Source organism: Mesorhizobium sp. P5_C1, from assembly GCF_054049815.1.
Map to the genome: position 1 here is coordinate 1 of NZ_JBFULQ010000149.1, position 11,776 is coordinate 11,776.

Here is an 11,776-nt window from a genome sequence, read left to right on the forward strand (position 1 = left end):
ATTGGTGTCAGGCGCTCGCATGCGCATATCGGCGTTCCACGAGAGCTGGGGGGCCAATTGTGCCAGGTTTGAGTCGGCCTCGGACGTCGTCACGCAGGGTGCAAATCACTTATGCGGCGACAGCGACAACAGCGTCGACAAAAGCCTGCGGTGCTTCCTGGGGCAGGTTGTGGCCGATGCCTCCCTTGATTAATCGGTGCTCGTATTTGCCCGAAAACATCTTGGCGTACGCGCTTGGGTCCGGATGAGGCGCCCCATTGGCGTCACCCTCGAGCGTAATCGTGGGGACACCGATCACGGGAGCCGCGGCGAGGCGCTTCTCCAGGTCATCGTATTGTGCTTCGCCCTCTGCCAGCCCAAGCCGCCAACGGTAACTGTGGATCGTGATCGCGACATGATCGGGATTGTCGAAAGCTGTTGCCGACCGCGCGAAAGTGGCGTCGTCGAACTTCCATTGCGGCGAGGCAAGTTCCCAGATCAGGCGCACGAAGTCGAGCGTGTATTTGGCGTAGCCGGCCGCGCCTCGCTCGGTCGCGAAATAGTACTGGTACCACCACTGCAACTCGGCCTTCGGGGGCAGTGGCACCTTGCCGGCTTGCTGGCTGCCGATCAGATAGCCGCTCACAGACACCTGCGCCTTGCAGCGCTCCGGCCAGAGTGCGGCGATAATGTTGGCGGTCCGCGCGCCCCAGTCAAAAGCGCCGAAGACGGCCCTGTCGATTTTCAGCGCGTCCATCAGCGCGATGATGTCGACGGCGAGCGCCGCCGGCTGGCCTTTGCGCGGCGTTTCGGCGGACAGAAAGCGGGTAGGACCGTAGCCGCGCAGATAGGGAACGATCACCCGATAGCCGGCCTTGGCCAGGATCGGAGCCACGTCGACATAGCTGTGAATGTCGTAGGGCCAGCCATGCAGCAAGATCACAACAGGGCCATTTTCAGGGCCATCTTGAGCGTATCCAACATTCAGCACGCCGGCGTCGATCTGCTTTAGCGCTGCGAAGGAAGTATGTGCTCCAGGCTTGACTGTGGAACCCGACTCCGTCTGCTGTGCCGCTGCCGCCGATCCGAGCGTGCCGAGCTGAGCGGCGACGAAGCCTGTCGTGGCGACTGCAAAGAAATCACGACGGCTTGGTGTGACCTGATTCATTTGTTGGTTCCTTCTCTTCGATGGTTCCGGAACGGACTGCGGGGCCCCCATCGGCACTCGGGAATTGTAGGCCCCCAGGATGCGGTTGTCTTCCTCGATGACCTTCGCGACTGCCTTCGCCAACGCTGTCAACCATCGGTCGAGATGCTAACGGACTTCCATGCTTCGACCTCATGCTTAAGACGCTCGACCCTCTCCGACACAAATCCAAGGGCATCGCTGCCGAGCAGGAGCGGTGGTGGAGGGTTTTCGGACTCGACCAAGCCCTATCGAGCGTGAATACGACCCCATAGAGGCATGGATGTGCCTCACCGATTCCCCTGTTTCGATCCAAAAAGCCAGCGTCCCTCAAGCGATCAATCACCCTCTGGACGGCCTGCGCGCTTGCGCTTTGCGCATAGTTGACGACTCGCGTTCCATCGAGACTTTTGTGGATGCTTGCCGAAACCCATCCCGATGTTTCTCGTGCGAATCTGGCTGACTCGCTAAGTGGCTCGATGAGCGGCTGGGTCACGTGTGGATTTCGCGTTTGGCATGCTTGGCCAGTAGCTCGTGAACCATATCCAGTCGGCGGCAGTGTACCGTCCTTCGCTGGGTGCCTGGACCGATGCCTATCCAACCCCGCCTGGTGCCTGGGTTGACACGTTGACTGCCGCCACGGCCCGGTTCACGCTCAGAATCAAACCCTTGGCCGTAGGGCAGACAATTGCTAGCGCACCATGATCGAGGACTACGCAAAAATGAGGCGGGAGATATTGTGAGGCAGTCCGCAGAAAGCGGCCAACGCCATTCTATTGCGGCGGAACTGATTGCGGTGCTGGTCGCGGTGACGATTGGCCAGCCGCGCGTCATGACCATCGAGCGAGGTCAATCCCTGCCTTCCGGCCCATTCGAACTTGGACATCGTTCGCTGCAGTCGGGTCTGAGGGATTGGGTCGAACACCAGACACGCCACCCCTTGGGCTATATCGAGCAGCTCTACACTTTCGCCGATCGCGACAGGACAGCAAACGGGAGCGCGCAACGCGTGGTTTCCATCAGCTACCTGGCGCTGACCCGGGAGGAGCAGGCGGCACCCGCCGACAAAGCCGCCTGGCGCAACTGGTACGACTATTTCCCCTGGGAAGATCACCGTGCAGGTGTTCCCTCTGCATTGCCGGACGTGATCGTTCCGCACCTGAAGGCCTGGGCGGATGGCGCCGACGATCGCCCTACGCACGATGACCGCTGGCAGCGAGCGGCGATCGCCTTCGGTCTTGATGGTAATGGCTGGAATGAGGAACTGGTGCTGCAACGCTACGAGTTGCTCTACGAAGCGGCCCTTGTCGGGGAAGCGCATCGCCGCCAAGGCGAAAACGGCACTCTATCGGCCTTCGGCCTTGCAATGGCGGCCGATCACCGCCGTATCCTGGCCACCGGCATCGCCAGGTTGCGCGCCAAGATCAAATATCGTCCCGTCGTCTTCGAACTCATGCCGTCGGTCTTCACGCTCCTGCAACTCCAGCGCAGCGTCGAGGCGCTCGCCGGTCGGCTCGTCCACAAGCAGAATTTCAGGCGGCTGGTAGAGCAGCAGGAACTTGTCGAAGAGACCGGATCATCAACAACCGACACTGGCGGCCGACCGGCCAAATTGTTTCGCTTCCGGCACGGCGTTCTGGCCGAGCGGGCGGTCGCAGGGACGAAATTGCCACTTTCGCGTGCTTGACATTGCTTATGCTCCATATAAGCATATACCCTATATATACTCAAAACGAGCATATGTGAGGGATAGGAATGACGCTGAGCTCCGCACTCTACGACCGGGTACGGCGAGTCATTCCGCCCATCGAATGGCCGGCATTTGCGGATGATATCGACGCCATTCTCGATCTGAAGCGGCAGCGAAATGCGGTCGTCCTGGCGCACAACTACCAGACGCCGGAGATCTTCCACTGTGTGGCCGACATCGTCGGCGACAGCCTGGCGCTTGCGCGCAAGGCGATGACGGCCGAAGCCGATGTCATCGTGCTGGCAGGCGTGCATTTCATGGCCGAGACGGCGAAGCTGCTCAATCCGCAAAAGACCGTGCTCATTCCCGACCTGCGGGCGGGCTGTTCTCTGGCCGACTCGATTACCGCCGAGGATGTCCGCCTGCTTCGGCAGCGCTATCCCGGTGTGCCGGTCGTCACCTATGTCAACACCTCGGTCGAGGTGAAAGCCGAGTCCGATATCTGCTGTACCTCCGGCAATGCGAAGGCCGTCGTGGAGTCGCTGGGCGTTGCCCGGGTGATCATGCTGCCGGACGAGTATCTGGCCCAGAACATCGCCACCCAGACCGACGTGCAGATCATCGCCTGGAAAGGGCATTGCGAGGTGCATGAGCGCTTCACGCCAGCCGATATCCGGCAGCTGCGCGAGGACCATCCCGGTGTGACGGTACTTGCCCATCCCGAATGTCCGCCCGACGTGGTGGCAGAGGCAGATTTCTCCGGCTCGACCGCTGCCATGTCCGACTATGTCGGGCTGCAAAAACCGCCCCGCGTCGTGCTGATGACGGAATGTTCGATGAGCGACAATGTCGCGGTCGACCATCCCGAGGTCGAGTTCATCCGGCCCTGCAATCTTTGCCCGCACATGAAGCGGATAACGCTCGCCAACATCCGTACGGCGCTCGAGCAGAACCGCCATGTGGTAACCATCGCCCCCGAGATCGCCACGCGCGCGCGTCTGGCCGTCGAGCGGATGCTGGCGGTATGAGCATGGACGTCCGCAATCTCGCCGGCCAGCCGGTCATCATCGGCGGCGGCATAGCCGGATTGATTACCGCGTTGCACATGGCGCCGGAGCCGGTGCTTCTGCTGTCGAGATCGCCGCTTGGCGCGGATGTGTCGAGTGCGTGGGCCCAGGGCGGGTTGGCCGCGAGCCTGGGCGACGATGATGAACCGGCGCTTCATCTTTCCGACACGCTCGCCGCAGGCGACGGCCTTTGCGATTCGGAAGCAGCAAGGCGCATCGTGTACGCGGCGCCGGCCGCGATCGAGGATCTGTCGCGCCTTGGAGTTCGCTTCGATCGGACACCCGAAGGCGCGCTACGTCTCGGGCTGGAGGCCGCGCATGGCCGTCGGCGCATCGTTCATGCCGGGGGTGACGGCAGCGGTCGCGAGATTATGCGCGCCCTTGTCGCCGCCGTGCGGTCCACGCCGTCGATTGTGGTCGTCGAGGGCATCGAAGCGCGCCGGCTGATCGTGGAGGACGGCAGGGTCACCGGAGTGCTGGCGGGTTGTTCTACGGGTCCGGTGTTCGTCGCCACAGGACGGGTCGTTCTCGCCACAGGCGGGATCGGCGGCCTGTTCCACGACACGACAAACCCGCTCGGCAGTTGCGGACAAGGCCTGGCACTCGCCGCACGCGCCGGTGCAATTTTTGCCGACCTCGAATTCATCCAGTTCCACCCGACCGCGCTTGACGGGCCCTGCCGTCCGATGCCGCTGATCAGCGAGGCGGTTCGCGGCGAAGGCGCGACAATCGTTGACGAGACAGGCCGACGTTTCCTCGATGGCGTGCCCGGGGCGGAACTCGCACCGCGCGACATCGTCGCGCGAGCCGTCTGGCGGCATCTTGCCGACGGCCATCGCGTCTTCCTCGATGCGCGCGAAAAGCCGGGCGCGACATTCGCGCGGCATTTTCCAACCATCGCTTCGGCCTGCGGCAAGGCCGGTATCGATGCGGCGCGGGATCTCATCCCTATCCGGCCGGCGCAGCACTATCACATGGGTGGTGTCGCCGTGGATCTGGCCGGGCGCACATCGGTTCCCGGACTTTGGGCTTGCGGAGAGGTTGCCTCGACCGGCCTGCACGGCGCCAACCGGCTTGCCAGCAACTCGCTGACCGAAGCCGTCGTTTGCGCGCGCTGGGCTGCCGAGAGTGTAGCCGCTTCGCCTGAGCACCGCGGAAAGCCAGCGATGGCCTCTGACCTGCCCGCGCCAGATCCAGGGCCTGTGCGCCCCCTCCTGTCACATGCCCTCGGCGTCACGCGGGACGGCAAGGGGTTGAAGCAGGCTGCCCGGACCCTGCTGGCGCTGTCGCAGCGACACGAAACGGCGTCGGATCCCGCCGCCGTCGGGCTGATGATCACAGTTGCCGCCTTGCTGCGCCGGGAAAGCCGCGGCGCTCATTTCCGGACGGACTTCCCCCACGATGCCGCCGTCGCCCGCCGCTCCCAGATTACGCTCGACGCGGCCATTGCCGCAGCGCGGGAATTCGAATCCTCCCCAATGCTGGAAAGCGTCGCGTGATGAACCTCTCTCCACTTCCCGCAATCATGCTCGAACCCCTTGTGCGTGCAGCTCTGCTCGAAGACCTCGGCAGGGCCGGCGACGTGACCACCGATGCCATCGTACCGAAGGACCTTCGGGCAACGACCGTCCTTTCGGCACGCCAGGCTGGAACTGTCGCCGGGCTCGATCTGGCGATGCTCGCCTTCCGGCTTATCGACCAGAATGTCGAAATGACCTTGCATCGTTCAGACGGCAGCGACGTCGCGCAAGGAGAGATCATTGCATCGGTCAGCGGTCCGGCCCGGGCCATTCTCACGGCGGAGCGCACGGCGCTCAATTTCCTGTGCCATTTGAGTGGCATCGCCACGGCGACGGCGTCGGTCGTCGCCGCGGTTCGCGGCCACGGCGCAAAGATCGTCTGCACGCGCAAGACGACCCCCGGCTTGCGGGCTATCGAAAAACATGCCGTGCGCGCCGGTGGCGGCTCCAATCACCGCTTCGGCCTCGACGACGCGATCCTGATCAAGGACAATCATATTGCCATGGCCGGTGGAATTCGTACGGCAATCGAGCGGGCGCGAAGCAGCGCCGGCCATCTCGTCAAGATCGAAGTCGAGGTCGATACGCTGGCCCAACTGGAAGAGGTGCTTGCTCTAGCCCCCGACGCCGTACTGCTCGACAATATGTCGGTCGACGAGCTTCGCCAGGCGGTAGCCATGGTTGCCGGCCGGGCCACCACCGAGGCGTCGGGCAGGATCACCGCCGCGATTGCGCCAGCCGTTGCCGCAACCGGTATCGATTTGATTTCCATCGGCTGGTTGACTCACAGCGCGCCGATCCTCGATATCGGTCTCGACTATCGTGAGCCTTAACCGTCGGGGCTGACCATCCAGCCTACCCAGCTTCTTTCGACCGTGTCCGCCATTTCAAAGGCGCCTGTGTCGCACAACGCAAGGAACAGCATGGAAATGCATACAGCGATTTCGGAAAAGACCATGCCTGAGGCTCGATCCTTCGACGACGACCGGACGTGGACCCTTGAAGAGGCTCGGGCGCTGCATGATGCCCCTTTCAATGATCTGCTGTTTCAGGCGCAGACCGTTCACCGTCAGAATTTCGATCCGAACAAGGTCCAGCTCAGCCGGCTTCTCAGCATCAAGACAGGCGGATGCCCGGAGGATTGCGGCTATTGCAGTCAGTCGGCGCATCACGAAACCGGCCTGAAGGCGTCGAAGCTGATGGAGGTCAGGCGCGTCATCGCCGAGGCAACCAAGGCGCGCGACGCCGGCGCCACCCGCTATTGCATGGGTGCCGCGTGGCGAAACCCCAAGGCGCGCGACATGGATGCGGTGGTGGCTATGATCGAAGGGGTCAAGGCGCTCGGCATGGAAACCTGCATGACACTCGGCATGCTCGATCTCGAGCAGACAACTCGTCTGAAACAGGCTGGTCTCGACTACTATAACCACAACATCGATACGTCGGAGCGCTACTACAGCGAGATCATCAGCACGCGCAGCTTTGCCGACCGGCTCGATACGCTCGAACAGGTTCGCCAATCCGGCATCAAGGTCTGCTGCGGCGGCATTGTCGGCATGGGCGAAGAGCCGGTGGACCGGATCGACATGCTGGTGACGCTGGCCAATCTGCCGGAACATCCGCAAAGCGTTCCGATCAACATGCTGATCCCGATCGCCGGTACCCCGCTTGCCGACGCCAGGCCGATCGAGCCGATCGAATTCGTGCGCGTGATCGCACTGGCGCGCATAATGATGCCGAAATCGCATGTCCGGCTTTCAGCCGGCCGCACCGCAATGACCGACGAGATGCAGGCGCTGTGCTTCTTTGCCGGCGCCAACTCGATCTTCGTCGGCGACACGCTGCTGACGGCGGACAATCCCGGTGAGGACAAGGACAGCCTTCTATTCCGGCGTCTCGGCATCGAGCCGATGGACCTCGAGACGCAATGAGCGGGGTACCGCTTGCCCGCTTTGACGCGACCTTGCAGGGGCTGGCGCGCAAGGACCGGCTGCGGACGCTGTCGCCACGCGCCGGCCTCGACTTCTCGTCGAACGACTATCTCGGGCTTGCCGCTTCGAGAAGGCTAGGCGACGCGGTTGCGGCGGCGATCGCGCAGGGCACGCCGGTCGGCGCCACCGGGTCGCGGCTGCTGCGCGGCAACGCGCCGGAACACGAGGCTCTGGAGGCGGACGCGGCGGCGTTTTTCGGAGCTGAACGCGCGCTGTTCTTCGGTAGCGGCTACATCGCCAATTTCGCTCTTCTGACCGCGCTGCCGCAGAAGGGCGACCTTTTGGTCCTCGACGAACTCGCTCATGCCAGCATGAATGAGGGTGCCCGCGCTGGCCGCGCTGAGTTCAAGCTCGCCGCGCACAACGACGTCGATGCTGTCGAGGACGCGATCACGCGTTGGCGCGCCGAAGGCGGCACCGGGCGCGTCTGGATCGCGGTCGAAAGCCTTTACAGCATGGATGGCGACCGTGCGCCGATGGAGACCCTGGTCGCGCTTGCCGATCGGCACGAGGCATTCATCGTCGTCGACGAGGCGCATGCCACCGGCGTTTGGGGACCGGAGGGCCGCGGCCTTGCCGCCGGTTTCGAGGGCCGCGACAACATCATCGCACTCCACACTTGCGGCAAGGCGCTCGGAGCGTCGGGCGCGCTTGTCACCACTCCACGAACGCTGTGCGACTATCTCGTCAACCGGTGCCGGCCATTCATCTACGCCACCGCACCGTCGCCGCTGATGGCGGTCGCGGCGCGCGAAGCGCTCGCCATGCTGTCCGATGAGCCGATGCGCCGTCTCCAGTTGCAGGAGCGTGTTGCCTTCGCGGGTCGCCAATTGGCCGAGCGCTGCGGCGTGATACCGAGCGGCTCGCAGATCCAGCCCTTTGTCATCGGCGACGTCAGGCGCACCATGGCGGTGGCGACAGCACTGCAGGCGCGCGGTTTCGACATTCGCGGCATTCGTCCGCCGACGGTTCCCGAGGGCACGTCGCGGCTGCGCATCTCGCTGACGCTCAACGTTGACGAAGCCGACATTTCGGCCATGGTCGAGGCGCTCGTCGAGGTGTTGGCCTCGGCATGACCAAGCGCATCGTCATCACCGGAACGGATACCGGCATCGGTAAGACGGTGTTTTCGGCCGGGCTCGCCGGCCAGCTCGACGGCTTCTATTGGAAGCCGGTGCAATCGGGACTCGACGACGAGACTGACAGTGAGGTCGTTGCCCGGCTTTCCGGTTTGCCGGCCGGGCGCGTCCTGCCGGAAGTTTACCGTCTGAGAACGCCGCTGTCGCCGCATCGTTCAGCGGAAATCGACGGCGTTGCGATCGAGGCGGCAAAGCTCTCGCTTCCAGCCTTGCCGGGTCCGCTTGTCATCGAAGGCGCTGGCGGGCTGATGGTGCCACTCAACCGACAGACAAGGTTCATTGACATATTCGCGCAATGGCGGATGCCGGTTATCCTGTGCGCCCGTACCACGCTCGGCACGATCAACCACACCCTGCTGTCGATCGAGGCGCTCAGGGCCCGTTCCATCCCGCTCATCGGCATTGCCTTCATCGGTGATGAGGTGGCCGATACGCAAAGAACAATCGTGGAGTTCAGCGGCGTACGCCAGCTTGGCAGACTGCCGCACATCGATCTACTGACGAGTGAAACGCTGAGAGATGCAATGGTTGCCGGCTTCGACCTTGCTCTGATCGCCGGAGGCGAGTGATGTCGCAATCTCAAGTCTGGCATCCGTTCACACAGCACGCGCTCGAACCGGCGATCCCTGAAATCGTCCGGACGGACGGCGCCTACCTCCACAAGGCCGACGGCACGCGCATCCTGGATGCCATTTCCTCCTGGTGGGTCGTCACCCACGGCCACCGCCATCCCCATATCATGAAGGCCATCGAAACGACCGCGGCGAGCCTCGACCAGATCATCTTCGCCGGCTTCACCCACGAGCCGGCCGAACGCCTGGCCAGGGCGCTTGTCGGCSTCGCTCCGGCCGGCCTCGACTGGGTGTTCTACTCCGACAGCGGCTCGACCTCCGTCGAGGTCGCGCTGAAGATGGCGCTCGGCTATTTCCGCAACATCGGCGCACCGCGCACGCGCATCGTCGTCATGGAGCACAGCTATCATGGCGACACCATCGGCACGATGAGCGTCGGCGCCCGCGGTGTGTTCAACGCTGCCTACGAGCCGTTGCTGTTCGAGGTCGATACCATCCCCTTCCCGGCCGCCGGGCGAGAGCAGGAGACGCTTGATCGGTTCGAGGCCGTCAGCCGCGACCGGCACGCCGCCGCGCTGATCGTCGAGCCGCTGGTGCTTGGCGCCGGCGGTATGCTGATGTATCCGGCCTCGGTTCTGACCGAACTGAAGAAGATCGCCGAAGCTTCGGGCACGCTGCTGATCGCCGACGAGGTGATGACCGGCTGGGGCCGCACCGGAACCATGTTCGCCTGCGAGCAGGCATCCATCTCTCCGGACATCCTGTGCACCTCGAAGGGCTTGACCGGAGGCGCCATCCCGCTGGCGGCGACGCTTGCCACCGACGCCATCTTCCGGGCCCATTTTTCCGACGACCGCAAGAAGACCTTCTTCCACTCGAGTTCCTACACCGCCAATCCGATTGCCTGCGCGGCCGCACTCGCCAATGTCGAGATCTGGCGCGACGAGCCGGTAGCCGAGCGGGTCGCGGCCCTGAGTGCAAAGCAGGCCGCCGGGCTTCAACGCTTTCGCGATAACCCTCGCTTCACCGACAGCCGGGCGACCGGGACGATCACGGCTCTCGATCTGCGCACCGGCTCCGCCGGCTATCTGGCCGAGATCGGGCCAAAACTGCGGGCTTTCTTCCTCGAGCGCGGCCTGCTCGTGCGTCCGCTTGGCAATGTCCTCTATCTTCTGCCGCCCTATTGCATCACCAGCGAGGAACTGGACGGTCTCTATGACGCCATCGAGGAGGCCAGCGAACGCTTCGGTTCGGGGCCATGAGCCGATCGTCGCGCATTCTCGGGTTCGGCCATCATGCGCCGGCGCGCAAGGTCGAGAATCAGGAGATCGAAGATCGTCTCGGGCTCGAGCCAGGCTGGATCGAGCGGCGCACCGGAATTCATTCGCGCTTCTGGGCGACRGATGAAGACACGCTGTCCGGCCTTGCTGTGCGTGCAGGCGAAATGGCGCTGGCGAACGCCGCTATTGATCGCAGCGACATCGGTCTCCTGTTGCTTGCCACCTCGACGCCCGACCACCTTCTGCCGCCCAGCGCACCCCTCGTCGCGCACAAGCTGGGACTTGGACGAGCAGGTGCGATCGATCTGACCGGCGCCTGCGCCGGCTTCATCTATGCGCTGATGTTCGCGGACGGCTTCACCCGCCTGCATGGTAAATCAGCTTTGGTCATCGCCGCCAACATCCTCAGCCGTCGCATCAATCCGGCCGAGCGCGCAAGCTCGGTCCTTTTCGCCGATGCCGCCGGCGCCGTGGTGATTGGTCCGTGCGAGGATCCCGACCGGGGCATTCTCGGTGCCTCGGTGGATTCGGACGGCTCGCGCTACGGGCTGATCCAGATCCCGGCGGGCGGAAGCAACATCCCGTTCCAAAGTGGCCTGGATCTCGGGCAAACCCGAATGACGATGACCGACGGCCGCGAAGTGTTCGCCAGGGCCGTGGACATGATGACTGCATGTTCAAAGGACGCGCTCGCCGCAGCCCGAACGCAGCCGCAGGACATCGATCGGTTCGTGCCGCACCAGGCCAATGCCCGCATTTTCGATGCGGTCGGGAGGAGCCTCGGCATTGCAGATCACGCAATCGTCAAGACAATCGCCGACTACGGCAACTCTTCCGCTGCGACGATCCCGCTCTCACTGTCGCTCGCTCATCTGACCGAGCCGTTCCGGCCGGGCGAGAAAATTCTCCTTGCGGCAGCGGGTGCGGGTCTCAGCGGCGGTGCACTGGTCGTCGGGATTTAGCTGAGCCACCGACAGCGCGAACCGACTGATCTTGATTGGTGGATAGGACAAAGGCATTTGGGTCGTGGCGAGTGCGAAGCTGACAACACCTCGCGTTGGCCGGCAGCGAGCGCTCGACTGGCTGCCGTGTTATCCACTCTTCAGGTTTCGGTGTTCAGACGTCCCCGGGAATGGGGTGCCGCTCGGTTTTCCCAACCCGTTGCCGCAAGGTGCGAATCGGAAACAGGACACCTGCCATCGTCGCCAAAAAGATGATGCCTACCGCAACCAGGCTGGGCAGGTGCCAGAGGATGTTCCCCCAGTTCGGGATGACCAGCGACGCCGTATTGAAGGTCTCGCCGCTGAACTGACACACGACGAACGACGCGCGGTTCTGCACCATGTCTGCGT

The 11,776-nt window shown here is 63.6% G+C and carries 10 protein-coding genes and 2 pseudogenes; 9 read left to right on the forward strand and 3 right to left on the reverse strand.

Translation table 11 applies throughout. The features are described from left to right. Window positions 1–109: 109 nt before the first annotated feature. Together ACXJ7R_RS14315 and ACXJ7R_RS14320 are read right to left on the reverse strand one after the other, a co-directional pair. A complete protein-coding gene (locus ACXJ7R_RS14315; RefSeq protein ID WP_457152414.1) occupies window positions 110–1,147 on the reverse strand; it encodes an alpha/beta fold hydrolase in 1,038 nt (345 codons plus the stop codon). A gap of 128 nt (window positions 1,148–1,275) precedes the next feature. Beyond that, window positions 1,276–1,410 (reverse strand): annotated as a pseudogene (locus ACXJ7R_RS14320) (short-chain dehydrogenase/reductase); the annotation flags it as partial. Between the two features lie 494 nt (window positions 1,411–1,904). Between ACXJ7R_RS14320 and ACXJ7R_RS14325 the strand changes: the two are divergent. From ACXJ7R_RS14325 to ACXJ7R_RS14365, 9 genes are all read left to right on the forward strand, one after another. After that, window positions 1,905–2,852: an NUDIX hydrolase gene (locus ACXJ7R_RS14325; protein WP_457152406.1), complete on the forward strand. Its 948-nt coding sequence runs from the start codon at window positions 1,905–1,907 to the stop codon at window positions 2,850–2,852. Window positions 2,853–2,920: 68 nt separating this feature from the next. After that, the gene (nadA, locus tag ACXJ7R_RS14330; RefSeq protein ID WP_457152407.1) at window positions 2,921–3,883 is read left to right on the forward strand and encodes a quinolinate synthase NadA; all 963 of its coding nucleotides are present in this window, start codon (window positions 2,921–2,923) and stop codon (window positions 3,881–3,883) included. Then, a complete protein-coding gene (locus ACXJ7R_RS14335) occupies window positions 3,880–5,421 on the forward strand; it encodes an L-aspartate oxidase (RefSeq protein WP_457152408.1) in 1,542 nt (513 codons plus the stop codon). The genes nadA and ACXJ7R_RS14335 overlap by 4 nt, the downstream gene beginning before the upstream one ends. Further along, window positions 5,421–6,275 carry a carboxylating nicotinate-nucleotide diphosphorylase gene (gene nadC / locus ACXJ7R_RS14340; protein ID WP_457152415.1) on the forward strand — a complete coding sequence of 285 codons (855 nt, stop codon included), beginning with the start codon at window positions 5,421–5,423 and terminating at the stop codon, window positions 6,273–6,275. Before ACXJ7R_RS14335 ends, nadC begins: the two co-directional genes overlap by 1 nt. Window positions 6,276–6,398: 123 nt before the next feature. Continuing rightward, complete coding sequence (gene bioB / locus ACXJ7R_RS14345; protein ID WP_457152409.1) at window positions 6,399–7,373, forward strand: biotin synthase BioB; 975 nt, start codon at window positions 6,399–6,401, stop codon at window positions 7,371–7,373. Then, complete coding sequence (locus ACXJ7R_RS14350; RefSeq protein WP_457152410.1) at window positions 7,370–8,509, forward strand: 8-amino-7-oxononanoate synthase; 1,140 nt, start codon at window positions 7,370–7,372, stop codon at window positions 8,507–8,509. Before bioB ends, ACXJ7R_RS14350 begins: the two co-directional genes overlap by 4 nt. Then, a complete protein-coding gene (gene bioD, locus ACXJ7R_RS14355; RefSeq protein ID WP_457152411.1) occupies window positions 8,506–9,141 on the forward strand; it encodes a dethiobiotin synthase in 636 nt (211 codons plus the stop codon). The genes ACXJ7R_RS14350 and bioD overlap by 4 nt, the downstream gene beginning before the upstream one ends. Further along, window positions 9,141–10,406: an adenosylmethionine--8-amino-7-oxononanoate transaminase gene (locus tag ACXJ7R_RS14360; RefSeq protein WP_457152412.1), complete on the forward strand. Its 1,266-nt coding sequence runs from the start codon at window positions 9,141–9,143 to the stop codon at window positions 10,404–10,406. Before bioD ends, ACXJ7R_RS14360 begins: the two co-directional genes overlap by 1 nt. Beyond that, entirely contained in the window at window positions 10,403–11,386 is a 984-nt protein-coding gene (locus ACXJ7R_RS14365) for a beta-ketoacyl-ACP synthase III (RefSeq protein WP_457152413.1), read from the forward strand. Before ACXJ7R_RS14360 ends, ACXJ7R_RS14365 begins: the two co-directional genes overlap by 4 nt. 154 nt (window positions 11,387–11,540) lie before the next feature. Here ACXJ7R_RS14365 and ACXJ7R_RS14370 read toward each other — a convergent pair. Further along, a pseudogene (locus ACXJ7R_RS14370) lies at window positions 11,541–11,776 on the reverse strand (hypothetical protein); the annotation flags it as partial.

What these genes read in the sequence shown, in the direction of transcription:
- ACXJ7R_RS14315 (WP_457152414.1), bottom strand. Translation starts at nt 1,147, where the DNA reads ATGAATCAGGTCACACCAAGCCGTCGTGATTTCTTTGCAGTCGCCACG.
- nadA (WP_457152407.1), top strand. Translation starts at nt 2,921, where the DNA reads ATGACGCTGAGCTCCGCACTCTACGACCGGGTACGGCGAGTCATTCCG.
- ACXJ7R_RS14335 (WP_457152408.1), top strand. Translation starts at nt 3,880, where the DNA reads ATGAGCATGGACGTCCGCAATCTCGCCGGCCAGCCGGTCATCATCGGC.
- nadC (WP_457152415.1), top strand. Translation starts at nt 5,421, where the DNA reads ATGAACCTCTCTCCACTTCCCGCAATCATGCTCGAACCCCTTGTGCGT.
- bioB (WP_457152409.1), top strand. Translation starts at nt 6,399, where the DNA reads ATGCCTGAGGCTCGATCCTTCGACGACGACCGGACGTGGACCCTTGAA.
- ACXJ7R_RS14350 (WP_457152410.1), top strand. Translation starts at nt 7,370, where the DNA reads ATGAGCGGGGTACCGCTTGCCCGCTTTGACGCGACCTTGCAGGGGCTG.
- bioD (WP_457152411.1), top strand. Translation starts at nt 8,506, where the DNA reads ATGACCAAGCGCATCGTCATCACCGGAACGGATACCGGCATCGGTAAG.